The organism is Streptomyces sp. NPDC047072 (assembly GCF_040643855.1).
Classification (GTDB): domain Bacteria; phylum Actinomycetota; class Actinomycetes; order Streptomycetales; family Streptomycetaceae; genus Streptomyces.
Genome location: NZ_JBEYVC010000164.1, coordinates 1 through 23,397 on the forward strand (window position 1 = coordinate 1; position 23,397 = coordinate 23,397).

A 23,397-nucleotide genomic window follows, 5' to 3' on the forward strand; every position below is an offset into this window, starting at 1 on the left:
ACCCTCGACGACGTCGGCCTCGACTGGCCGCCCGAGAGCCCGGTCGAGGTGCTGGCCGGCGCCACCGGACCGCGCTCACTGCGGCTGTCCGGCGACGCGAGCCCCGCCGCCCGCGCGCTCGCCCGGCCCGGCGCGTAGCCGACGGACTCCATGAACTGGCCCGTCCCCTCGATGCCGCCCCCGCCGAACCAGCCGAGCAGCTTCTGCGCACCGTGGGCCGCCAGTACACCCCCGGTCCCCAGCCGGAGCAGCAGCAGGCCCAGATCACGTCGGTCGTATGCGGTCACGATCACTCCCGGAAAAGAGGAACCACACGGGTTTCCACCGTCGCACTCCTCACACCCGCCCGGGATTCCCGGGCCGCCGTTCGGGTGGCGTCGGCGCGGGGGCGGTGTGAGTCTGACTGGCATGACGATTCAGCCGGCCAAACTCAGCGACCCCGCCGTCCGTGCCTTCGTCACCGCGGTCAACGCCCACGACCGCGAGGGCTTCCAGGCACTCCTCGCGCCCGGCGCGACGATGGCGGACGACGGCAGCGACCGTGACCTCGACGACTGGGTCGACCGGGAGATCTTCTCCTCCAACGGTCACCTGGACGTCGACAACGAGTCCAACGGCGGCCGTTCCCTCCTCGCCCACTACCGCAACGACGCCTGGGGCGAGATGCGCACCCGCTGGCACTTCACGGTCTCGGACGACGGCCGGATCTCCCGCTTCGAGACCGGCCAGGCATAACGCTTGTCCTGGAGTGCGCTCCAACTCCTAGTCTCCGGACATGAAGAGCAAGGGCATGGAGACCAAGGGCACGCAGATGAACAGGACGCTCGGACGCAGCGGCATCGAAGTGAGCGCGCTCGGCTTCGGGTGCTGGGCCATCGGCGGTGAGTGGCAGAACACCGAGGGGCAGCCCCTCGGCTGGGGCAAGGTGGACGACGAGGAGTCCGTACGGGCCGTCCGGCGCGCCCTCGACCTCGGTGTCACCTTCTTCGACACCGCGGACGCCTACGGCACCGGGCACAGCGAGCGGGTGCTGGGACGGGCCCTGGGTAAGCGCCGGGACGACGTCGTCGTCGCCACCAAGTGGGGCAACGTCTTCGACGAGGAGACCCGCACCCTCACCGGCCAGGACGACACCCCGGCGCACGCCCGACGCGCGCTCACCGCGTCCCTGGACCGCCTCGGCACCGACCGCATCGACCTCTACCAGCTCCACCTCTCCGACGCCGAGCCCGAGCGCGCGGCCGAACTCCGGGACGCCTGCGAGGAGTTCGTCGCCGAGGGCCTGATCCGCGCGTACGCCTGGAGCACCGACGACCCGGCCCGCGCCGCGGTCTTCGCCGAGGGGGAGCACTGCGCGGCCGTACAGCACGCGCTGAACGTCATGCAGGACGCCCCCGAAATGCTCGCCCTGTGCGAGGAGTTGAACCTCGCGAGCATCAACCGCAGCCCGTTGGCGATGGGGTTGCTCGCCGGGAAGCGCCAAGGACCGCAGGACGCGGGGGACATCCGCAGCAGGCCTCCGGCCTGGCTCCCGGGCTTCGGCGACGGCACCACGGCCGACCCGGAGTGGCTGAAGAGGATCGACGCGCTGAGGGAGATCCTGACGAGCGACGGCCGTACGCTCGCGCAGGGCGCCCTGGCCTGGATCTGGGCGCGGAGCCCACAGACCGTCCCCATCCCGGGCTTCCGCTCGGTCGCGCAGGCGGAGCAGAACGCGGGAGCGATCGAGAAAGGGCCGCTCACCGCCGACCAGTTGACCGAAGTCGACCGGATCCTGGAACGGTGAGCGGCTCCTACAGGCCCAACTCCTACTGTACGTACGACTGTTGCTGCTCGGTCAGCGTGATCTGCCCCGCCTTGATCGTCGCAAGGCGGGGCGACCGCCGGGCGATGGACGAGTCATGGGTGACCATGATGAAGGTCAGCCCGTATTCGTGCCACAGCCCCTCCAGCAGCGCCATGATCTCGTCCCGCATGGACTCGTCGAGGTTGCCGGTCGGCTCGTCGGCCAGCAGCACCTTCGGCTTCTTCACCAGCGCACGGGCGATCGCCACGCGCTGCTGCTGACCACCCGACAGCTCGGACGGCGCGTGGGTGAGCCGCTCGCCGAGGCCCACCGACCGCAGCGCCTCCGCCGCCCGCTCCCGCCGTTCCGCCGGCTTGACTCCCAGCGGGACCAGCGCCGTCTCGACGTTCTCCTGCGCGGTCAGCGTCGGGATGAGGTTGAAGGACTGGAAGATGATGCCGATCTTCTCGGCGCGCAGCCGGGTCAGCTTGGCCTCGCTGATGCGCGCGAGGTCGACGCCGTCCAGCTCGACGCTGCCCTCGGTCGGCCGGTCCAGGCCGCCGATCATCTGCAGCAGCGTGGACTTGCCGCCGCCGGTGGGGCCCTGGATGACCAGCTGGTCGCCGTCCTCGATGGTGAGGTCCACGCCGCGCAGCGCCTCCACCGTCTCCTTGCCGCGCGAGTAGCGCTTGGTGACGCCGGTGAGTCTGTACATGAGTGCTCCGTAGAGAGAAGTGTGGGGCGGGGTGCCGTCCGCCGGGGGGAGAGGAGGACGGCACCCCAGTACAAGAGGCGTTACGACACGCTGCGCAGCGCGTCCGCGGGCCGCATCCGGGAGGCACGCCAGCCGCCCATCGCGCCGGCGATCAGACCGCCGGTCACCGCGAGGCCCACGGCCAGCGCGATCGTGGTCATCGAGACCGGCGCGGACAGGGCGATCTCCATGGTGTTCTGGGAGGCCTGCTGGCCCGGCCCGCCACCGCCGCCGGGGCCGCCGCCCATGCCGCCACCGCCACCGGTGTTGCCGAGTTGCGCGGTGAGCTTCGGGCTGATCAGGGTGACCGCGTAGGCCGCCCCGAGGCCCAGGCCGATGCCGAGGGCGCCGCCGAGCAGACCGTTCACGATGGACTCGCCGACGACCTGCCGGGTGACCCGTCGGCTCGGCCAGCCAAGCGCCTTCAGAGTGCCGAACTCACGGACCCGGCGGGAGACCGCCGAGGAGGTCAGCAGCGCGGCCACCAGGAAGGCGGCGGCGAGCACCGCGATGGACAGCCACTTGCCCACGCTGGTCGCGAGGTTGGAGGCGGTGGACAGCGAGCCGGAGACGGTCTCCGCGAGATCGGCGGAGGTCGTGACGGTCGTACCGGAGACGTTCTTCTGGATCGCCGACTTGACGGAGTCGATCTGCTTGGAGTCGGTCGCCTTCACGTAGATCGTGGTGACCTGGTTCTTGGCGTCGGCGAGGGTCTGCGCCTGCTTCAGCGGCAGATAGACGTCGGTGGTGGAGTCGCTGCTGTCGGGCGTCGCGATGCCGATGATCGTGTACTTGGTGCCGGAGATGGTCAGGGTCTTGCCGACCTTGAGGGAGTTCTCCTTGGCGTACGACTTGCTGACGACCGCGACCTTCGCGTTGGACTGCGCGGCGGTGAACGTCTTGCCGGTGGTGATCTTCGAGCCGGCCAGCGGGCCGAGCGTCTGGTCGCCGACGTCCACGCCGGCCACCGAGTAGGAGTTCACGTCGAAGTTGGCGCCGCCGCCCTGGACCTGGGGCGCGGCGGTGCTGTTGCCGCTCCCGGAGCCGCCGCCGGGACCGCCCTGGCCCTGCGAGGAGGACCCGCTGCTCTGCGACTGCGCCTTGCCCTGGGTGAAGGACCCGTCGACCTTCGTGACGTTCAGGGTGAGCGCGCCCACCGCCGTCGCCACGCCCTTCTGCTTCGCGACCTTGGTGACCACCGAGGACGCCAGGGCCTGACCGCCCTGGGTCATCACGCGGTCCGAACTCTGCGTCTTGGAGCTGCCGTTGGAGCTGGCGTCGAACTGGAAGTTCGGTCTGCCCGAACTCCCGGACGTCGGCGCCGACCTCGCCTTGGTGACCGTCATGTCGGTGCCGAGGCCGTACAGCGACTTCAGGACCTTGTCCTGAGCCTGTGTCATGCCGGCCGACACCGAGTTCACGGTGATGACCAGCGCGATACCGAGCGCCAGACCCAGAGCGATGACCAGGGCCGCCTTCTTGCGCCGGCCCAGCTCGCGCTTGAGATAGATGCCAAACATCCCGTTCCTCGAAGGTTCTTGGCGCCCGCTGTGGGCGCGCCCTCAAGGTAGGGACGCAGCATTGCGGCGCCGTGAGGAAGGGATATGCGCAGGCTGAGAAGGGATGTGCGCGAGCTGAGAATGTGTGCGGCGGCCGTCCACGGGCCGGTGCGCACCTCGCGGTCCCACGCGAGATCCACCCCCACCCGGCCGATGGACGGCCGCCGCGTTCCCCCCTCGGGCGAGGCCTACGGAACGGCTCCCCCCAAGTGTGAATCTCCTGTGGAGGGCGCGTGATGAGCATAAGCCGCCGACCAGCCACGGTGGGGGTGGAAGAACAAATTCCGCTTGTGCAAATCGACCGCTCAGCCACGCCCCACGTACGGCATCGTCGTCGCCAGTACCGTCGCGAACTGCACATTCGCCTCCAACGGCAGCTCGGCCATGTGCCGCACCGTCCGCGCCACGTCGGCGACATCCATCACCGGCTCGGGCGCCACCGAACCGTTCGCCTGTAGCGCGCCCGTCTCCATGCGCCGGGTCATGTCGGTCGCCGCGTTGCCGATGTCGATCTGTCCGACCGCGATGCCGTACGGCCGCCCGTCCAGCGACAGTGACTTGGTGAGGCCGGTCAGGGCGTGCTTGGTCGCGGTGTAGGCGACGGAGTGCGGCCGGGGCGTGTGGGCGGAGATCGAGCCGTTGTTGATGATCCGCCCGCCCTGCGGGTCCTGCTCCTTCATCTGCCGGTACGCCGCCTGCGCGCACAGGAACGCGCCGTTGAGGTTGGTGTCCACCACGTGCCGCCAGGCGTCGTACGGCAGCTCCTCGACCGGCACCCCGCCGGGGCCGAACGTGCCCGCGTTGTTGAAGAGCAGGTCCACCCGCCCGAACCGCTCGACGGTGGCGGCGAACAGGGCGGTCACATCGTCGGAGTGGGAGACGTCGGTGGGTACGGCGACGGTGGCGCCGTCCGGCACCAGGGCCGCCGTCTCCGACAGGGTTTCCGGCCGCCGTCCCGCGAGCGCCACCGACCAGCCCGTACACAGCAGTTCCACGGCGACCGCGCGCCCGATTCCGGAGCCCGCGCCGGTCACCACCGCGATCTTCGATCGTTTGCCATCCATGGGCACGCAGCGTAGGCGAAGGGCCGTTATGCGGAACTCATCCGTCCGTCACCAGGATGTCGTGTTCATGCCTACCTGTAGTCGTCCCGGACCCGTCCAATTGTCTCCTGAATCCATTCAGTCAGGGGAGGACCGGATGACACTCGACCCCCGCACGTCGCAGCACGACCCCGAACTCCGCGCCGCCGCACGCCACTTGCACCGCCGCCGCTTCCTGACCGTCACGGCGGCCGCCGCGGCGCTCGCCTTCTCGGTCAACCTGCCGGCCGCCGGCACCGCGAGCGCCGCCGAGCTCGACGGCTCGAAGATCACCGAGTACCCGTTCACGCTCGGCATCGCCTCCGGCGACCCGCTGCCCAGCTCGGTGCTGCTGTGGACCCGGCTCGCCCCCACCCCGTACCAGCCCGACGGGGGCCTGCCGGCCGAACGCGTCCAGGTCCACTGGGAACTAGCCCGCGACGAGGGCTTCCGCCATGTCGTCAGACGCGGCACCGCCTGGGCGCACCCGGAGTTCAACCACACCGTGCACGTCGAGGTCGGCCACCTCGACTCCGACCGGGTCTTCTACTACCGCTTCCGCACCGGCCAGTGGACCAGTGAGACCGGCCGCACCCGCACCGCCCCCGCCCTCGGCGCCCGCAAGCGGGAGTTCACCTTCGCCGGGGTCTCCTGCCAGGCGTACACCGACGGCTACTGGACGGCGTACCGCCATCTCGCCGAGGACGACGTCGACGCGGTCTTCCACTTCGGCGACTACCTCTACGAGTACGCGGTCAACGCGGTCGGCGGCTACCGCAACTACACCGACCGGACCGTCCCCGACATCTTCAACCACGAGACGATGACGCTGGAGGACTACCGCCTCAGGTACGCCCTCTACAAGACCGACCCCGACCTGATGGCCGTGCACGCGGCGCATCCCTTCGTGGTCACCTGGGACGACCACGAGGTCGAGGACAACTACGCCGACGACATCCCCCAGAACGACGTCCCGCCGGAGGAGTTCCTGCTGCGCCGGGCCGCCGCCTACCGCGCCTACTGGGAGAACCAGCCACTGCGCCGCCCGCAGCTCCCCGTCGGGCCGGACTGCCAGCTCTACCGGCGGCTGCACTGGGGCCGGCTCGCCCAGTTCGACATCCTCGACACCCGCCAGTACCGCTCCGACCAGGCCTACGGCGACGGCCTGGACCTGCCGGGCCCGGAGATCGACGACCCGGCGCGCACCATCACCGGCGACGAGCAGGAGCGGTGGCTGATCGACGGCTGGCACGCCTCCCGGGCGCTGTGGAACGTCGTACCGCAGCAGGTGAACTTCTGCCAGCGCAAGCTCGACGTGGCGCCCGTCGCCCGGCTCTCCATGGACGCCTGGGACGGCTACCGGGCCTCGCGCCGCCGGATCCTCGACGGCGCCAAGGACGCGGGCGTCGAGAACCTGATGGTCCTCACCGGGGACGTGCACGTCGGCTACGCCTGGGACATCAAGGACGACTTCGACGACCCGTCCTCCCGCACCCTGGGCACCGAGATCGTCCCCACGTCGATCTCCAGCGGGCGGGACGGCGCCGAGCACCTCTCCACCTGGGAGACGTACATGGCGGCCAACCCGCACCTGAAGTACTACGACGGCCGGCGCGGCTACGCCACGGTCCGCCTCGACCGGGAGCAGGCGCGGGCCGACTTCAAGACGATGCCGTACGTGACCAGGCCCGGGGCGCCGATCTCCACGGCCGCGTCCTTCGTCACCGAGGTCGGCAACCAGGGGCTCAGGCAGGTGTGAGCGCTTCCTCGGAGGGATAGCGGACGCCGATGCGGTCCCGTACCGCGTCGAGCGTCCGCATCACCGCGAGCGTGCCGTCCAGCGGTACCAGCGGGGACTCCTTCTCGCCGGCCCGCAGCGCCCGCATCACCTCGGCTGCCTCGTGCTTGAGGCTGTTGCGGGGCCCGTCGGCCGGGTCGGCCGCGAACTCCTCGGGGTCGCGGCCGTCCCGGTGCAGGACGAAGCGGTCCGGGTGGAAGAAGCCGTTCGGGATGTCGATCCGGCCCAGCGAGCCGGTCACGGAGGCGACCGTCGCCGTACCGCCGGTCAGGGAGCAGTGCAGGGACGCCAGCGCGCCGGAGTCCCAGGACAGCAGCGCGCCCGTCTGGAGGTCGACGCCCTCCTCGGAGAGCACCGCCTTCGCCATCACGTCCGAGGGCTCACCCAGCAGCAGATGCGCGAACGACACCGGGTACACCCCGAGGTCCAGCAGCGCGCCGCCGCCCTGCTCCGGGTCGCGCAGCCGGTGCGAGGGCGGGAAGGGGCCGGCGAGACCGAAGTCGGCCTGTACGGTGCGGACCTCGCCGATCGCGCCGTCGTCGACGAGGGCCTTCAGCCGTCGGATCAGCGGGTTGCAGTACATCCACATGGCCTCCATGAGGAAGCTGTCGTGCTGTTTCGCGAGGCCGACCAGCTCGTCCGCCTCCCGGGCGTTGAGCGTGAACGCCTTCTCGCACAGCACGTTGCGGCCCGCCTCCAGGCACAGGCCGGCGGCCGCGCGGTGGGCCGCGTGCGGGGTGGCGACGTACACGACGTCGATGTCCGCGTCCTCGGCGAGCGCTCGCCAGTCGCCGTAGGCCCGCGGGATCCCGAACCGCTCCGCGAACGCGTCCGCCGAGTCGTACGACCGCGAGGCCACCGCCACGACCTGTGCGTCCGGCAGATCGACCAGATTCGCCGTGAACGCGGACGCGATCCCGCCCGTCGCCAGAATCCCCCAGCGCACCCTCTGCTCCGTCATCCCGGCTCCGCCCTCGCTCACCCGACACTCGCCCACTTGTACGAGCTGAGAGCATAGGTGGCGGACCGATCGAAGAGGGAGGGCACATGCCCGAGCAGGGGCGGGTCGAGCGGGCGACCGGGACGGGGGCGGACCCGGCGGTCGGGACAGGGGCGCGGCAGGCGGTGGGTGGGGGAGCCGAGCCGGTTGCCGAGCCGGTCGCCCTTCAGGACGCGGACCCGGCGGTCGTCAAGGGGGCGCAGGAGGTCGCCGTACCGCACACCGAGCCGGCCCCCGTGGCCGCGCGCCGTACCGGCCTTCTCGTCACGCTCATCCTCGGCGGTCTCACCGCCACGCCCCCGCTCGCGATGGACATGTACCTCCCCGCCCTGCCGGAGGTCACCCGCTCGCTGTCCGCGCCCGCCGCGACCGTGCAGCTCACCCTCACCGCCTGTCTGCTCGGCATGGCGCTCGGGCAGCTGGTGGTCGGTCCGCTGAGCGACCGCTGGGGCCGCCGCCGCCCGCTGCTCGGCGGGCTCGCCGTGTACGTCGTCGCCACCGTGCTGTGCGCCCTCGCGCCGAACGTCGAGACCCTGGTCGCCTTCCGGCTGGTGCAGGGACTCGCGGGCGCGGCGGGCATAGTCATCGCCCGCGCGGTCGTCCGCGACCTGCACGACGGCATGGCGATGGCCCGCTTCTTCTCCACCCTCATGCTGATCTCCGGCGTCGCCCCGATCGTCGCCCCGCTCATCGGCGGCCAGATCCTGCGGGTGACGGACTGGCGGGGCGTGTTCGTGGTCCTGACGGCCGTCGGCCTGCTGCTCGGCGCGGTGGTGTGGACGAGGCTCCCGGAGACGCTCCCGCCCGCCGAACGCCACAGCGGCGGCGCCGGCGAGACCCTGCGCGCCATGCGCGGCCTCCTCGCCGACCTGCCCTTCGCCGGCTACATGCTGGTGGGCGGCTTCACCTTCTCCGCGCTGTTCGCGTACATCACCGCCTCGCCGTTCGTGATCCAGGAGATCTACGGCGCCTCCCCGCAGCTGTTCAGCCTGCTGTTCGGCGTGAACTCGGTCGGCCTGGTGATCGTCGGCCAGATCAACGGCAAGCTGCTGGTGGGCCGGGTCAGCCTGGAGAAGGTGCTCTTCCTCGGTCTGCTGGTGGTGCTCGCCGCCGCCACCGCCCTGCTGCTGATGTCGGCCGGCGTCTTCGGCGAGGTGGGCCTGGTGCCCGTCGCCGCCGCGCTCTTCGTCCTGATGTCGGCGATGGGTGTCGCCCTGCCCAACGCCCAGTCGCTCGCCCTGATGCGCACCAGGCACTCCGCGGGCTCCGCGTCCGCCCTGCTCGGGACCTCCTCGATGTTCGTCGGCGCGATCACCTCGCCGCTGGTCGGACTGGCCGGGGAGGACACGGCCGTCCCGATGGCGGTCGTCCAACTGGCGGGCGCACTGGTAGCCCTCACCTGTTTCATGGGAATGTGCCGTCCTTGGAACAGACGTGCGACTGTGGAGGGAGCAGAGCACTGAGCGCACCGAGACTGCGCCACGACACACCGGAACGCGCCGGACTCGACCCGGGGGAACTGCGCCAGCTCGTCCAGGAGACCCACGACCTCACCGCCGGCGACCGCCCCTGGGCCGCGGGCGTCGTCCTGGTCGCCGGACGCGGCCCGGTCATCGCCGTCGAGGAGGCCTCGGGCTGGGCGGTCCGCTACTCCTCCTACGACCCCGAGGCGGACGCCGGGGTGGAACTCCCCGCCGGGGCGCGCATCCCGATGACCGTCACCACCCCCTTCGACCTGGCCTCCCTCACCAAGCTGTTCACGTCCGTCGCCGCCGTCCAGCAGATCGAGCGGGGCACCCTCGGCATCGACGCCCGGGTGGGCGCGTACCTCCCGGACTTCCGGGCGGCCGCGACCCACGGCATCACCGTCCGCGAACTGCTCACCCACACCTCGGGGCTACGGCCCGAACTCCCTTTGTACGACTGTGACGACGACGAGGAACGCCTCGACCTGCTCCGCGCCGAACCGCCCATCGGGGTGCCCGGCACCTACACGTACTCCGACCTCAACCTGCTGCTGCTCCAGCAGGTCCTCGAACGCATCACCGGGCGGCCCCTCGACGTCCTCGTCCACGACGGCATCACGCGCCCGCTCGGCATGACGTCGACCCGCTTCGGCCCCTGCCCCGGGGCGGCGGCCACGGAGGACCAGCGGCGGCCGTGGGCCAAGGCGGACCGGGGCATGCTGCGGGGTGTCGTCCACGACGAGAACGCCTGGTCGCTGGGGGGAGTGGCGGGTCACGCGGGGCTCTTCTCGACCGCCCGGGACCTCGCGATCTTCGCCCGGGCGCTGCTGGCGGGCGGCGCGTACGGGCCGGCCCGCATCCTGGGCCCGGACTTCGTGGAGCTGCTGCTCACCCCGCCCGGCCTGGGCTTCGCCATCGACCAGAAGTGGTTCATGGGCGAGCTGGCGGGGCAGGGGGCGGCGGGTCACACCGGCTTCACCGGCACGTCGTTGGTGCTGGACCCCGTGACCGACACGTTCGTCGTACTGCTCGCCAACACGGTCCACCCGCGGAGACGCCCCGCGGACAACAGGCCGCGAGCGGCGGCGGCGACGAGGATGGCGCGGGCGGTACGGGAGACGTGAGGGGCGGTCAGGTGTCGAGCTCGATGCCCTCGATCTCGTCGCCTTGGTTCAGGAAGGCCGCCAGGTCCTCGGCCTCGGTGTGGACGGCCTCCCGCTCCGTGCCGGTGAGGGGGCGCAGGGGGCTGATGCGCAGGCGGTGGTCGCGCACGGTCCAGGTGGCGGTGACCCGGCCGTCGACCAGGACCATGCGGTGGCCCGCGACGGACAGGCCCAGGTGGGCGGTGTCGATGATCCGGCCGCGGTCGTGGTAGCCGAGGACGGCGTTGTCGAAGGCGGGCAGGAAGCGGACGGGGGCCGGGGTGTCGGGGTCCGGCCGGGGCGCGTCGGGCAGGTCGAGCAGTTCGCGTCCGCGTTCGTCCCGGAAGACGACGAGTTCGTCCCGGACGGCCTTCACGGCGACGGGCAGCCCGGCGAGCCCGCACCAGGCACGCAGGTCCGCGGTGGCGGCGGGGCCGTGGGCGGCGAGATAGCGGCGCACCAGCTGTTGGCCGACGGGGTCGCCGTTCCCGGCGGGGTCGGCGCCTCCGGCGGGATCGCCGCTGCCCGTGCGATCGGCGGCTCCGACGGGATGGCCGTCCCGCGCGGGACCGCCGTCCCCCGTCGGCAGCGGATCGACGTCCCGCCCCAGCCAGGTGGCCAACGGCAGATTCCGGACACCGGCGGTCCGCCGCCACAGGCCGCGCGGCGGGAGTTGGGCCATGGGGATCAGGGCGGCGACGAGGAGTTCGCCGAGGACGCGGTGGGGCGGGCCGGGCGGGTGTTGCCGGGCGGGTCGGTCGAGGGGCGGCGCGGTGGGCGGCGGCCCCGGGGGGTGGTGCTGGACGGCCGGGGGGAGTTCCCGCAGGGCGTGCGGGGGCTCGGGGCGGCCGTCCTCGACGGGTCGGTCGGGTTCCGCCGCGGTGTGCGGCCGCCCGGGTGGGTGGTCCGGGACGGGTGTGTGGTCCGGGACGGGCCGGCCGGGTTCCCGCACGGCGCGCCGGCGTTCCTCGACCGCCTCGACCAGTTCCCTCATCGTGCGGGGCTGCCCGTCGGCCATGACCGCCCGGCCCGTCGCCTCGACCTCGGCCAGGTCGATGTCCGCCAGCTCCCGTCGGTACGTGCCCAGCACCCGTTGCCGCAGCATCGCGTCGTGCCGGGACCGCCAGGCGAGCGCGTCGGCGGCGGTGACCAGGTGGACCGTGCGGCGCATCAGGTGGGTGCGCACCACCGCCCGCCCGGTCAGCGCCTCGTCCAGCAGCCCGGGCCGGAACCCGGCCACCCGGGACCACAGCCCGACGAACGGCTCCTGCGGCTCCTGCGCCTGCAGCCCGCACAGGTGGGCCACCGCCTCGGGCACGGAGAGCTCACCCCGTACGAGCAGGTGCTGGCGGGCGAGGGCGGCGCGGTTGAGGGCACGGTTGTCGAGGACGGTCATGGCCTTGCCGGTCAGCCGTTGTAGGGCGCGGTGACGTCCAGGACCCACGTCACCCCGAAGCGGTCGGTGAGCATGCCGTACAGCGGCGCCCACGGCGCGGGCTCCAGGGGCCGCACCACGGTCGAGCCCTCCGCGAGCCTGCCCCACAGGGCGCCGATCTCCTCGGTGTCCTCGCCGCGCACGGAGACGAAGAACGGGTTCGCGCCCTGGTCCCAGGGCAGTTGCGAGGGCACGTCGTACGCCATGACGTGGAAGCCGTCGTCGCCGACGACCTCGCCCCACATCACCCAGTCCGCCTCGCTCTCGTCCTGGACGGCGCCGGCGTCCTTGTAGGTGACGACGACACCGCGGCCGCCGAAGACGGACCGGTAGAAGTCCAGCGCCTCGCGCGCGCTGCCCCGGAAGTTCAGATGGGTGGTGGTCGTGACGGACATGGTGGCTCCTTGCCTGGAGGTGAACGACTCGGTGCCACCCTGACCGAGGTAGCGGACAGGATGTGTCCTGTACTACGGGGAGAATGGGGCGCATGCAGAAGACGTCCTCCCGGCTGCTCGCCCTGCTCTCGCTGTTGCAGACGCACCGCGACTGGTCCGGCGAGGACCTCGCCGGGCGCCTCGACATCACCTCCCGGACCGTGCGCCGGGACATCGACCGGCTGCGGGAACTCGGTTACCGGATCACGACCGTCAAGGGACCGGCCGGCGGCTACCGCCTGGAGGCCGGCACCCGGATGCCGCCCCTGCTGTTCGACGACGGCCAGGCCGTCGCCCTCGCCGTCGCGCTGCGGGGCGCGGCCGCGGTGACGCCCGTCGCCGAGGACGCGCTACGTGCCCTGGCCACCGTCCGCCAGGTCCTGCCGCCCCGCCTGCGCCACCGCATCGACCACCTGCACGTGACCCCGGTCCGCCCGCCCGAGACCGCGGACACCCCGCGGGCCGACCCCAAGGTCCTCCTGGAACTGAGCCGCGTGATCCACGCCCACGAGGAACTCCGCTTCGACTACGACCGGACGGACGGCCCCCGCGGGGCCGACCCCGGTCCGGCCGACGGGTCTCGCGGGGCTCACCCCGGCCCGTCCGACAGCACCCGCGGGCCCCACCCCGGCCCGCCCCACCGCCCCCGTCGCGTCCACCCCCACCACCTGATCGCCTGGCGCGACCGCTGGTACCTCGTCGCCTGGGACCTCGACCGCGACGACTGGCGCATCTTCCGCGTCGACCGCATCCGCCCCCGCACCCCGACCGGCCCCCGCTTCACCCCGCGCGAACTGCCCGGCGGCGACCTCGCCGGCTTCGTCACCGGCCGGTTCCGCGGTACCGACGGCACCACCGCCGACTGGTCGTGCCGCGGCGCGGTGGTCCTGCACGCCCCGGCCGCCGACGTCGTCCCCTTCGCCGGGGACGGTCTCGTCGAGGAGCTCGCCCCCGACCGCTGCCGTCTCACCCTCGGCTCCTGGTCCTGGCCCGCGCTCGCCGCCGCCCTCGGCCACTTCGACACCGACTTCGAGGTCGTCGGCCCACCCGAACTCGCCACCGCCTGCGCGGACCTGGCCGCCCGCTTCACCCACGCCGCCGCCCGGTCGTAGCGTCACCACCCGGTCGTAGCGCCACCGTCCGCCCGTAGAATCACCGGGTGAACGCCCCCGTACCCCCGGCCGAGACCCTCCGCACCGCCCTCGCGGCCCTCCTCGACGGTCTGCCGCCGAAGCAGGCGGCGCAGGCGGTGGACCGGCTCATCGGCATGTACCGGGGCGCCACCCCCACCGACACCCCCATCCTCCGCGACCGCGCGGACGTGGCGGCCTATGCCGCCTACCGCATGCCCGCCACCTTCGAGGCCGTCCACAGCGCCCTGGAGGCCTTCGCGGACACCGTCCCCGACTGGACTCCCGGCACGCACACCGACCTCGGCGGCGGCACCGGCGCCGCGACCTGGGCGGTCGCCACCACCTGGCCCGGCACCCGCCCCGTCACCGTCCACGACTGGTCCGAGCCCGCCCTCGCCCTCGGCCGGGAGATCGCCGGCGCCCACCCGGCGCTGCGGGAGGCGGACTGGCGGCGCACCCGCATCGACCGCACGCTCGCGCTCGCCCCCACCGACCTCGTCACGGTCTCCTACGTCCTCAACGAACTCACCCCCGCCGACCGCACCGCCCTGGTGGACGCCGCCGCACAGGCCGCCGGGAGCGTCGTGATCGTCGAGGCCGGCACCCCCGCCGGCTACGCGCGCGTGCTGGAGGCCCGCGACCGCCTGGTCGCCGCCGGCTTCCGGATCGCCGCCCCCTGCCCGCACAGCGCCGCCTGCCCGATCGCCCCCGGCGAGGACTGGTGCCACTTCTCCGCGCGGGTGAGCCGCTCCTCCCTGCACCGCAAGGTCAAGGGCGGCTCATTGCCGTACGAGGACGAGAAGTTCAGCTATGTCGCCGCCACCCGCGTGCCGGCCGAACCGGCCCCCTCCCGGGTCGTCCGCAGACCGCAGATCCGCAAGGGCCAGGTCCTCCTGGACCTGTGCGAGGCGGACGGACAGCTCGCCCGCCGTACGGTGACCAAGCGCCACGGCGACCTCTACAAGGCGGCCCGGGACGCCGACTGGGGCGACGCCTGGCCACCGGCCGGCTGACCGCCGTACGGCGAGACGATCCGTCTTGTCGGACTGTTAGATTCGCCCCATGACCCCGCAGAAGCCCGACCCCGCGACCCCGCACAGGCCCGACACCGCCCGCCGCAGCGAGAAGTCCCGACGCGCGATCCACGAAGCCGCGCTCGCCCTGGTCGGGGAGGTCGGCTACCCGAGGACCACGATCGAGGGCATCGCGGCCCGCGCGGGGGTCGGCAAGCAGACGATCTACCGCTGGTGGTCGTCGAAGGCGGACGTCCTGCTGGAGGCGTTCCTCGAACTCAGCGCGCAGGCCGCGCGGGAGGCGGGCGCCGAGCCCTACGTCATCCCGGACACCGGCGACCTCGCCACCGACATCAAGGCCGTACTGCGGGCCACCGTCGACCAGTTGCACGACCCCCGGTTCGAGGTGCCGTCGCGGGCGCTCGCGGCCGAGGGCGTCGTCAACGAACAGGTCGGCCGGCAGTTCACGGCCGCGCTGATGGAACCCGCCATCCAGCTCTACGTCGACCGGCTGCGCTCCGCCCAGCAGGCCGGCCAGGTCCGCCCCGAGGTCGACCCGCGTATCGCCCTGGAGTTCTTCATCTCGCCGCTCGCCCAGCGCTGGCTCCAGTACACCGGCCCGATCTCGTACGAGTACACCGACACCCTCGTCGACTACGCCCTGTACGGCCTCGCACCGCGCGACTGATCACCGTAAAGCCGGTGATGTCCGCGCATCCCGGTGTGAGGCAGCCCCTACCGCCTCATGTCCGCTCCGGCCCCCCGGGCGAGAGGAAGATGGGACCATAGGGCATGCTGTTCCGCACGACGGCGAGGCGAGGGCGATAGATGAGCGCGGAGTGGGGCGGCCGCAGTGGCCGGCAGGGCAAACTCTCCCAATGGCTGCGCGGACGCCGGCCGAAGGAGGCCGCCACGGACCACGGCGGCCGTGAGGCCCTGCTGCTGGCCGCCGCCGGAGCGGGCCTGCCGCTCGCGCCCGCCGCGCACCCCGCCCCCGGCTACCGCTGCTCCTGCGACCGCGTGGGCTGTCCCACCCCCGCCCGCCACCCCGTGTCGTTCGCCTGGCAGACCCAGTCGACCACCGACCGCGCACAGATCGAGCGCTGGGCCCGGCACCAGCCGCAGGCCAACTTCATCACCGCGACCGGCATGGTCCACGACGTCCTCGACCTGCCGCTGGAGGCGGGCCGGGAGGCGCTGGAGCGACTGCTCGCCTCCGGCATCGAGGTCGGCCCGGTCGCCGAGAGCGACGACGGCCGCCTGCTGTTCTTCACCCTCACCCGCGGCACCCCCGAGGACGAGGACGAGTGGTGGCCGTGCGAACTGGACTGCCACCCCGAGACGATGGACGAACACCCCGGCCTGCGCTGGCACTGCCGCGGCTCCTACGTCCTCGTACCGCCCGCCCGCCTCCCCGGCGACCAGGCCGTCCACTGGGTCCGCGGCCCGGAGCACCCGCTGCCCGACCCGCTCAGCCTCCTGGAGATCCTCACCGACGCGTGCGCCCGGTACGTGGGCGAGGAGCCCGACCACGCGAACGCGGCCTGGCCCCTGCGCCGTTGACGGCTCTCGCTACGACCCCTCGGCCGACGTCAGACCCTGGATCCGCCCCAGGATGCTCACCTGCCCGCCGCTCGTCGCCGGGTCCACCGCCACCTGGTTCGAGACGAACTCCATCGTCAGGGACTGCTTGATCTCGCCCTTGGTCAGGGCGAGTACGTCCTTGTTGGGGGTCGGGATCGTCGCGGCCGCGTTCGCCGTCTGCTTCTGGTAGTGGTGCGTGGCGAAGAACACCAGCGCCCCGCCGTCCGCCGTGCGCAGCGCCAGCGGGGTGTAGTCGCCGCTCGTCAGCGGCTGGTCGATGAACTGGGTCACCAGACCCGGCTTGTTGGCGCTCTTCTCCCGCAACTCCCGCCAGCCGCTGGTCTGGGAGCCGTCCGCGAAGACGTCCCCGCCGCTCTTCAGATAGGTCGCGTAGTCCTTGCTGAGCGCGCCGGGAGCGGCGGCGAGCCCCGTCGCGTCCGCCGGCACCGACTCGGCCCAGCCGTCCGCGTCCTTCTTGAACTCCGGGACCTTGCCCGCCTCCACGAGCGTCAGATACGCCACCTGGAAGGGGTCGTTCAGGTTGCTGCGGGTGAAGACGAGCAGCCAGCGCGCGGTGCCGCCCTTGTTGGCGGCCGCGTCGGCGAGGAACCAGCGCGGCCAGCCCGCCTTCTTCGGGATCGTGTACGTCACGTCCGAGAACGTCAGCGGGGTGTGCGCGGCGTTGCCGTCCGGGTTGTTCGCCTGGCCGGCCTTCAGCCGCGCCGAGTCGATGGCGGAGAGGGCGCCCGTGACATGAGGGGCGTCCAGTGAACTGTCGAATTTCTCGTCCGCGTTGTTGTACGCGGTCGTGAACTGCCGGAGCGCCTTGGCGGCCTCCGCCTTCGTGGTCGAGGGGAGCACCTCCCGCTCCCCGTGCACCACCACGCAGCCGCTCGCCGTCAACGACAAAGCGGTCATGGACGCCGCTATCAGTGCCCTCCGGTCAAGCCTGCGGAGCCTTCGAGGGCCGCGATCCCTGCTCATCAGGTGCCTTCACCTTCCCCTTCCCGGAGGCGAACCCTACCGGGGCGAGGAAGAGCGCGAGCGTCGGGATCAGGTACAGCAGCCACACCGTGACCTGGAGGACGGTCGGGTCCGGCTGGAAGTTGAACACGCCCTTCAGGAGCGTGCCGTACCAGCTGTCCGGCGGGATCGTGTCGCTGATGTCGAAGGCCCTGTTGTTCAGGCCGGGCAGCCAGTCCGCCTCCTGGAGGTCGTGGAAGCCGTACGCCAGCACGCCCGCGGCCACGACGACGAGCATCCCGCCGGTCCAGGTGAAGAACTTGGCGAGGTTGATCTTCAGGGCGCCCCGGTAGAACAGCCAGCCCAGCACGACCGCCGTCGCGATGCCGAGGGCGACGCCGATCAGCGGGCGCGGGGTGCCGTCACCGGCCGCGCGCACCGACGCCCACACGAACAGGGCGGTCTCCAGGCCCTCCCGGCCGACCGCGAGGAACGCGGTGGCGACCAGGGCCGCGGTGCCCATCTGCAGGGCCGCGTCCAGCTTGTCGTGCAGTTCGGCCTTCAGATGCCGCGCGGTGCGCCGCATCCAGAACACCATCCAGGTCACCAGGCCCACCGCGAGGATCGACAGGGAGCCGCCGAGCGCCTCCTGCGCCTCGAACGTCAGCTCCTGGGAGCCGAATTCGAGCGCGCACCCGAAGCCGAGCGCGAGGGCGACGGCGACCGCGATGCCGATACAGATGGGTTTCAGCGCGTCCCGGCGGTCCGTCTTGACCAGGTAGGCGATGAGGATGCAGACGACGAGAGAGGCCTCCAGGCCCTCGCGCAGACCGATCAGATAGTTGGAGAACACGGGCTACGCCTCCTTGGAGAACAGCGTGCTGCCCCACCAGTCGTCCTGGTCGCGGACGCCGGGCGGGACGGCGAAGACCGCCGAACCCACGTGCTGGATGTACTCGTTGAGCGCGTCGGTGGCCAGATGGCGCTGGATGCGGATGAAGCCCTCCCGGACGTCCTTCATGTACGCCAGGAAGAACAGCCCCGCCTCCAGCCGGCCCAGACCGTCCGTGCCGTCGGTGAAGGAGTAGCCGCGGCGCAGGATCGTCGCCCCGCCGTTGGAGTCGGGGTGCGCGAGCCGGACGTGCGCGTCGGGCTTCATCGCGGGCAGGAACGGCTTGTCGCGCTCCTTGGCCCTGCCGACCGGGGCGCCCTCGCCCTTGTCCCGGCCGAAGATGTCCTCCTGCTCCTGGAGCGGGGTGCGGTCCCAGGTCTCGATGTGCATGCGGATACGACGGGCGACGAGGTAGGAGCCGCCGTCCATCCAGCCCGGGCCTTCGGCCCACACGAACTTCTTCAGCCGGTCCGTCTCCGTCCCCGCGATGTTGCGGGTGCCGTCCTTGAACCCCATGAGGTTGCGCGGGGTCTGCGCGTCCGGCGTGGTCGAGGAGGTCTTGCCGAAGCCGAGCTGCGACCACCTGATGACGACCTTGCCGAAGCCGATCCGCGCGAGGTTGCGGATCGCGTGCACGGCGACCTGCGGGTCGTCCGCGCAGGCCTGGACACAGAGGTCGCCGCCGCTGCGGTTCTTGTCGAGGTTGTCACCGGCGAACTGCGGCAGGTCGACGAGCGCCTCGGGCCGCTGTCCCTTGAGTCCGAACTTCTCGAAGAGGGACGGCCCGAAGCCGATCGTCAGCGTCAGCCGCGACGGCTTCAGCCCCAGCGCCTCGCCGGTGTCGTCCGGGGGAGCCTCGGCGAGACCGCCGTACGCCCCGTCCCCGACCGCCTTCCCGGCCGTCATCCGGCGCGCGGCCGACGTCCAGTCCTTCAGCATCTGGACGAACTCGGCGCGGTCCTCGGTCGTCACGTCGAACGCGGCGAAGTGCAGCCGGTCCTGCACGGGGGTGGCGATACCGGCCTGGTGGGCGCCGTGGAAGTCGACGGCGGCGCCCGCCTCGGCGGCCGTCGGCTGGAGGTCGTCGCCGTCACGGGTCATCGCGACCGCGCCGCCGGCCGCGGCGGCACCGAGCGCGAGCCCGGCACCGCCCCAGCCGATGAGGGCGCGGCGGGAGGGGGACTGTGTGCTGTCGGTCATGAGGGCGCCCCTACTTCACTTCACGACGGCGGCGGCGAGCTTGGACAGCGGCTCCGCGAGCGCGTTCACCGCGTCCGAGAGCTCCTTGCGCTGCGCCTCGGTGACGGTGTCGTAGGAGACGAAGCCGTCGGAGGTCTTGGTGGTGCGGTACGTGTCCAGCTGGGTGTCGAGCGCCGCGAACTGCTTGTCCAGCTCTGCGGTGAGCGCCGGGTCGTTCTTCGAGGCGACCGGCTTCAGCAGCTCGTACGCCTTCTCGGCGCCCTCGACGTTGGCCTTGAAGTCGCTCAGGTCGGTGTGCGAGTAGCGGTCCTCCTCGCCGGTGACCTTGCCGGTGGCGACCTCGTCGAGGAGTTCCTTGGCGCCGTTGGCCATCGAGGTCGGGGTGATCACGGCCTTGCCGACCCGCTGCTGCCAGTCCGTCAGATCGGTGACCAGCTGGTCGGCGAGGGTCTTCTGCTCCGCGCCGATCTTCTTGTCCTGCCACAGCGCCTTCTCCAGCGCGTGCCAGCCGGTCCACTTCTGGCCCTTCTCCAGGCCGTCCGCGCGGGTGTCGGTCAACGGGTCGATGTCACCGAAGGACTCGGCGATCGGCTCGGTGCGCTCCCAGCCGACCCGGGAGGGGGCGTAGGCGTTCTTGGCGGCGGTGAGGTCGCCGGCCTTGATCGCGTCGGTGAAGACCTTGACCTTCGGGAGCGTGGCGTCGGCCTGCTCCTGCGCGTACTCGCGGTAGGCGGCGACGGCCTTGTCGAGCTGCGGGTTCCGCTTGGCGGCGGTGCCGCCGGTGGCCTTCACGGCCTGGCGGATGCCGTCGCCCTTCATGCCGGGCTTGCAGGCGATCGTGTAGTCGCCGGCCTTCACCTCGGCGGTGACCGTCTGCTTGGTGCCCGCGCCGATGTTCTCCCGCTCGCTGACGATCCGGTCGTCCGGGAAGAGGAGGTAGACCTCGGTGACCTTGGAACCCTTGTTCTCGATGGCCAGCTCGACGTGGCCGGCCGGGAACTCCTTCTTGGAGACCTCGCACTTGCTGTCGGTGGCGGTCACCTCGATGACCCGGTCGCTGCCGGCGGAGCTCCCCTTCTCGGTGCATCCCGTGACGGCGGTCAGAGCCGCCACGACGGTGGTGGCGGTGACGAGGCGGATCCTGACGGCGTGCATGCGAGCTCCTGAAGGTTGGTGAGGCTCGCCTAACTTATCCGGGCTTTATCTGTGTATGGCTCAAAAAGGACGTCAAGGAAAGGTCAAGGGAAATTCAACTGATTCGTCTCGGTGTGATGAGGAGTGCGTTCGTGCGGGGGTGCGGGAGGACCTCGACGGGCTGGTCGTAGACGTCGGAGAGGAGCCGCTCCTCGAACACCGCCGCCGGGGGACCGTCCGCGGCGACCCGACCGGCGCACAGGAGCGCGACCCGGTGCGCGTACGCGGCCGCGAGCCCCAGATCATGCAGGACGACGACCACGGCGTCCCCGGCCCGCGCCCGCTCCCGGCACACCCGCAGCACGAGTTCCTGGTGCCGCAGGTCCAGTGCGGCGGTGGGTTCGTCGAGCAGCAGCAGGGGGGTGCGCTGGGCCAGCACCCGGGCGAGCGCGACACGGGCACGCTCGCCGCCGCTCAGCGCGGAGAAGGGGCGGGGCGCGAAGGGGGTGACCTCGGTGGCGTCCATCGCCTCAGCGACGGCGCTGTCGTCGTCCTCACCGCCGAGGGAGGCCCAGGGCGCCCGCCCCATCCGGACGACGTCCTCCACGCTGAACGGAAACGAGAGCGCGGCCGACTGCGGCAACACGGCCCGCCGCAGGGCGAGTTCGGGCGCGGACCACTGCGACGCCGGGCGCCCATGAATCCGTACGGCCCCTGCGGCAACCGCGAGATCCCCGGCGAGCGCGGCAAGCAGCGTGGACTTCCCGGCCCCATTGGGCCCGACGAGAGCAAGCACCTCACCGGCACGAGCAACCACGTCGACCCCTTGGAGAACCTCCCGAGACCCAAGCCGGACATACAGGGACTCAGCCTCGGCGAGAACGTCACCGAGATCGGCGGGAGGGGGAGGGGTGGGGCGACGACGGAGGAGTCTCATACGGGGGTTCCTTGGAGGGAGGGGCTGCGGAGGGTTCGGCACCGCCGAGAAGGCCGCGGGGGCTGAGCACCGTCGCGGCGGAATTTTGGGGACCGAGGGGATCAGGGGGCGGCCGAGGGATGTCTGGGGGCGTGTTTCGGGGTGCCGGGTGAACACGGGGCAACCGAGTGCTTCTAGGGGCGCGGGGCTGTGTTGATTTGCGGCTCCGCCGCGGGGCGCGACCAGCCCCCACGCAGCCGCACCCGACACACAACCCCTCACGCCCACCCCCCTTGCCGCCGCCGAGTCCTCCGTAGCAGCCAGAAGAAGAACGGGCTGCCCAACAACGCGGTCAACACCCCCAGCGGCAGCTCCGCCGGTGCCGCCACCGTCCGTGCCACGAGGTCCGCCGCCAGCAGCACCGCCGCCCCCAGCAGCGCACTGCCCGGAATCAGGAACCGATGCCCGGGACCCGCCGCCATGCGGAGCAGATGCGGTACCACGAGCCCCACGAAGCTGATGATCCCCGACACACTCACCGCCGCCGCCGTCAGCAACGCGATCACCAGCACCAGCAGAATCCGCAGCCGCTCCACATCGACCCCGAGATGCCGGGCCGGCCGCTCACCGAGCGCCAGCAGATCCAGCCGGCGCGCACAGAGCGGCGCAACGGCCAACCCCAGCACCGCACACGGCAGTACGGCCACCACCTTCGGCCACGTCGCCTGCGCCAGCGACCCCAACTGCCAGAACGTGATCTGCTGGATCGCCGCCGTGTCCGCGAAGAACAGGAACAGCCCGATCACCGCCCCGGCGAACGCGTTCACCGCGATCCCCGTGAGGATCAGCGTCACGACCTCCGTACGCCCACCGGACCGCGACATCACGTACACCATCAGCACGGTCGCGAGCCCGGAGACGAACGCGAAGACGGTGACCGTCCAGGTGCCGAAGACGTCGACGCCCAGCGCGATCGCCCCCACCGCCCCGACCGCCGCGCCCGAGGAGACCCCGATGACCCCGGGCTCGGCGAGCGGGTTGCCGAAGACGCCCTGCATCAACGCCCCCGCACACCCCAGCGACGCCCCGATCAGCAGCGCGAGCACGATCCGCGGGAACCGCACGTTCCACAGCACGGACTCGGCGACCCGGTCCAACTCCCCACCTCCGAGCCCGAGTCGACGCAGCACGGACCCCACGACGTCCCCGACCGGCACGGGATACGCCCCGACCCCCGCGGCGACCGGCACCAGCACGAGCAGCGCGACGATCAGGCCGGCCGTCAGCAGCCAGGCGGTGGTCCGTGGCCCGCGCGGCACCGGCGCACCGGCCCTCGTCTGCGGCTCGGTCTTCTCCAGTACGGTCATGTTTCAATTCCCCACGTGACTGACTACGACGTACTCCGCGTCTTCTGCGCACCGAACGGCGGATACGGCAACGAACTCGGCGTCATCCGCGAAGGCTCCGCGCTGCCCGACCCGGACGACCGCCAGACCCTCGCCGCCAAACTCGGCTTCAGCGAGACCGTGTTCGTGGACGACCCCGAGCGTGGAGTCATCGACATCTACACCCCCTCCGTACGGCTGGCGTTCGCCGGTTACCCCTGCGTCGGCGCCGCCTGGCTGCTGGACGTGCCCGAACTCGTCACGCCCGCCGGTGCCGTGGGGGCCCGGCAGGACGGGGAGTTCTGCTGGATCGAGGCGCGGGCGGAGTGGCCGGCGCCCCGGACACTGCGGCAGTACGCCTCGGCCGCCGAGGTCGACGACCTGGCCGTCCCGGAGCCGGGGGAGTGGATCTACGCGTGGGCCTGGGAGGACGAGGCCGCCGGACGGATCCGGGCCCGCGGCTTCCCCGGCCGGGGTGACGGTGTCGAGGAGGACGAGGCCACCGGCGCCGCGGCGATGCAGCTGACCGCTCGGCTCGGCCGCGCCCTGAACATCACCCAGGGCGCGGGCTCCCAGATCCTCACCGCACCCCAGCCCTACGGCTGGGTGGAGATCGGCGGCCGCGTCTACCTGGAACGCCAGCCCGAGCGCTAGGCGCTCAGCGGGAACTCCTCTCCCAGCGCCCTGAACACCGCGGTGTTCAGGGCGAACGCCCTCTAGC

At 71.9% G+C, this 23,397-nt stretch carries 23 protein-coding genes; 10 read left to right on the forward strand and 13 right to left on the reverse strand.

The window, feature by feature from the left end:
• Nucleotides 1-287, reverse strand: a 287-nt coding sequence (locus ABZ896_RS41900) for a DoxX family membrane protein (protein ID WP_360940862.1), incomplete at its 3' end; no start/stop codon positions are given.
• Between the two features lie 121 nt (nucleotides 288-408).
• Between ABZ896_RS41900 and ABZ896_RS41905 the strand changes: the two genes are divergently transcribed.
• A complete protein-coding gene (locus ABZ896_RS41905) occupies nucleotides 409-735 on the forward strand; it encodes a nuclear transport factor 2 family protein (RefSeq protein ID WP_360940864.1) in 327 nt (108 codons plus the stop codon).
• Nucleotides 736-790: 55 nt separating this feature from the next.
• Nucleotides 791-1,786 (forward strand): aldo/keto reductase, encoded by a 996-nt coding sequence (locus ABZ896_RS41910; protein WP_360940905.1) that lies wholly within the window; start codon nucleotides 791-793, stop codon nucleotides 1,784-1,786.
• Nucleotides 1,787-1,808: 22 nt separating this feature from the next.
• Here the strand turns inward: ABZ896_RS41910 and ABZ896_RS41915 are convergent, their stop codons facing one another.
• From ABZ896_RS41915 to ABZ896_RS41925, 3 genes are all read right to left on the reverse strand, one after another.
• Nucleotides 1,809-2,501, reverse strand: coding sequence for an ABC transporter ATP-binding protein (locus ABZ896_RS41915; RefSeq protein ID WP_360940866.1), 693 nt, complete (start codon nucleotides 2,499-2,501; stop codon nucleotides 1,809-1,811).
• Nucleotides 2,502-2,581: 80 nt separating this feature from the next.
• Nucleotides 2,582-4,060, reverse strand: coding sequence for an ABC transporter permease (locus ABZ896_RS41920; RefSeq protein ID WP_360940868.1), 1,479 nt, complete (start codon nucleotides 4,058-4,060; stop codon nucleotides 2,582-2,584).
• Between the two features lie 344 nt (nucleotides 4,061-4,404).
• Nucleotides 4,405-5,163 (reverse strand): SDR family oxidoreductase, encoded by a 759-nt coding sequence (locus tag ABZ896_RS41925; RefSeq protein ID WP_360940870.1) that lies wholly within the window; start codon nucleotides 5,161-5,163, stop codon nucleotides 4,405-4,407.
• 136 nt (nucleotides 5,164-5,299) lie between these two features.
• Between ABZ896_RS41925 and ABZ896_RS41930 the strand changes: the two genes are divergently transcribed.
• Nucleotides 5,300-6,940: an alkaline phosphatase D family protein gene (locus ABZ896_RS41930; RefSeq protein WP_360940872.1), complete on the forward strand. Its 1,641-nt coding sequence runs from the start codon at nucleotides 5,300-5,302 to the stop codon at nucleotides 6,938-6,940.
• Here the strand turns inward: ABZ896_RS41930 and ABZ896_RS41935 are convergent.
• Entirely contained in the window at nucleotides 6,927-7,940 is a 1,014-nt protein-coding gene (locus tag ABZ896_RS41935; protein WP_360940874.1) for a Gfo/Idh/MocA family oxidoreductase, read from the reverse strand. The genes ABZ896_RS41930 and ABZ896_RS41935 overlap by 14 nt on opposite strands.
• Before the next feature lie 86 nt (nucleotides 7,941-8,026).
• Here ABZ896_RS41935 and ABZ896_RS41940 point away from each other — a divergent pair, with 86 nt between their 5' ends.
• On the forward strand, nucleotides 8,027-9,442 hold the full coding sequence (locus ABZ896_RS41940; RefSeq protein ID WP_360940876.1) for a multidrug effflux MFS transporter: 1,416 nt from the start codon (nucleotides 8,027-8,029) through the stop codon (nucleotides 9,440-9,442).
• Nucleotides 9,394-10,569 carry a serine hydrolase domain-containing protein gene (locus tag ABZ896_RS41945; RefSeq protein WP_360940878.1) on the forward strand — a complete coding sequence of 392 codons (1,176 nt, stop codon included), beginning with the start codon at nucleotides 9,394-9,396 and terminating at the stop codon, nucleotides 10,567-10,569. The genes ABZ896_RS41940 and ABZ896_RS41945 overlap by 49 nt, the downstream gene beginning before the upstream one ends.
• 7 nt (nucleotides 10,570-10,576) lie before the next feature.
• On the opposite strand, the gene ABZ896_RS41950 is transcribed toward ABZ896_RS41945, so the two are convergent.
• Both ABZ896_RS41950 and ABZ896_RS41955 read right to left on the reverse strand, forming a co-directional pair.
• Nucleotides 10,577-12,031 carry a winged helix DNA-binding domain-containing protein gene (locus ABZ896_RS41950; RefSeq protein WP_360940880.1) on the reverse strand — a complete coding sequence of 485 codons (1,455 nt, stop codon included), beginning with the start codon at nucleotides 12,029-12,031 and terminating at the stop codon, nucleotides 10,577-10,579.
• Nucleotides 11,995-12,417, reverse strand: coding sequence for a VOC family protein (locus ABZ896_RS41955; protein WP_360940882.1), 423 nt, complete (start codon nucleotides 12,415-12,417; stop codon nucleotides 11,995-11,997). Before ABZ896_RS41955 ends, ABZ896_RS41950 begins: the two co-directional genes overlap by 37 nt.
• Before the next feature lie 92 nt (nucleotides 12,418-12,509).
• Here ABZ896_RS41955 and ABZ896_RS41960 point away from each other — a divergent pair, with 92 nt between their 5' ends.
• The 4 genes from ABZ896_RS41960 (at nucleotide 12,510) to ABZ896_RS41975 (ending at nucleotide 16,165) form a co-directional block, all read left to right on the forward strand.
• Nucleotides 12,510-13,568, forward strand: coding sequence for a WYL domain-containing protein (locus ABZ896_RS41960; protein ID WP_360940884.1), 1,059 nt, complete (start codon nucleotides 12,510-12,512; stop codon nucleotides 13,566-13,568).
• 47 nt (nucleotides 13,569-13,615) lie between these two features.
• Nucleotides 13,616-14,602 carry a small ribosomal subunit Rsm22 family protein gene (locus tag ABZ896_RS41965; RefSeq protein WP_360940886.1) on the forward strand — a complete coding sequence of 329 codons (987 nt, stop codon included), beginning with the start codon at nucleotides 13,616-13,618 and terminating at the stop codon, nucleotides 14,600-14,602.
• Nucleotides 14,603-14,651: 49 nt separating this feature from the next.
• The gene (locus ABZ896_RS41970; RefSeq protein WP_360940888.1) at nucleotides 14,652-15,290 is read left to right on the forward strand and encodes a TetR/AcrR family transcriptional regulator; all 639 of its coding nucleotides are present in this window, start codon (nucleotides 14,652-14,654) and stop codon (nucleotides 15,288-15,290) included.
• 140 nt (nucleotides 15,291-15,430) lie between these two features.
• Complete coding sequence (locus ABZ896_RS41975) at nucleotides 15,431-16,165, forward strand: bifunctional DNA primase/polymerase (protein WP_360940890.1); 735 nt, start codon at nucleotides 15,431-15,433, stop codon at nucleotides 16,163-16,165.
• Between the two features lie 9 nt (nucleotides 16,166-16,174).
• On the opposite strand, the gene ABZ896_RS41980 is transcribed toward ABZ896_RS41975, so the two are convergent.
• The 6 genes from ABZ896_RS41980 to ABZ896_RS42005 form a co-directional block, all read right to left on the reverse strand.
• Nucleotides 16,175-17,170: a hypothetical protein gene (locus tag ABZ896_RS41980; protein WP_360940892.1), complete on the reverse strand. Its 996-nt coding sequence runs from the start codon at nucleotides 17,168-17,170 to the stop codon at nucleotides 16,175-16,177.
• Nucleotides 17,130-18,002, reverse strand: coding sequence for an iron uptake transporter permease EfeU (efeU, locus tag ABZ896_RS41985; RefSeq protein WP_360940894.1), 873 nt, complete (start codon nucleotides 18,000-18,002; stop codon nucleotides 17,130-17,132). The genes ABZ896_RS41980 and efeU overlap by 41 nt, the downstream gene beginning before the upstream one ends.
• Nucleotides 18,003-18,005: 3 nt before the next feature.
• The gene (efeB, locus tag ABZ896_RS41990; protein WP_360940895.1) at nucleotides 18,006-19,241 is read right to left on the reverse strand and encodes an iron uptake transporter deferrochelatase/peroxidase subunit; all 1,236 of its coding nucleotides are present in this window, start codon (nucleotides 19,239-19,241) and stop codon (nucleotides 18,006-18,008) included.
• 15 nt (nucleotides 19,242-19,256) lie between these two features.
• A complete protein-coding gene (efeO, locus tag ABZ896_RS41995; RefSeq protein WP_360940897.1) occupies nucleotides 19,257-20,396 on the reverse strand; it encodes an iron uptake system protein EfeO in 1,140 nt (379 codons plus the stop codon).
• Between the two features lie 94 nt (nucleotides 20,397-20,490).
• Nucleotides 20,491-21,312 carry a heme ABC transporter ATP-binding protein gene (locus ABZ896_RS42000; protein WP_360940899.1) on the reverse strand — a complete coding sequence of 274 codons (822 nt, stop codon included), beginning with the start codon at nucleotides 21,310-21,312 and terminating at the stop codon, nucleotides 20,491-20,493.
• Nucleotides 21,313-21,569: 257 nt separating this feature from the next.
• Nucleotides 21,570-22,658: an iron ABC transporter permease gene (locus ABZ896_RS42005; protein WP_360940901.1), complete on the reverse strand. Its 1,089-nt coding sequence runs from the start codon at nucleotides 22,656-22,658 to the stop codon at nucleotides 21,570-21,572.
• Between the two features lie 15 nt (nucleotides 22,659-22,673).
• Here ABZ896_RS42005 and ABZ896_RS42010 point away from each other — a divergent pair, with 15 nt between their 5' ends.
• Nucleotides 22,674-23,330: a PhzF family phenazine biosynthesis protein gene (locus tag ABZ896_RS42010; RefSeq protein ID WP_360940903.1), complete on the forward strand. Its 657-nt coding sequence runs from the start codon at nucleotides 22,674-22,676 to the stop codon at nucleotides 23,328-23,330.
• The last annotated feature ends 67 nt before the right edge of the window (nucleotides 23,331-23,397 follow it).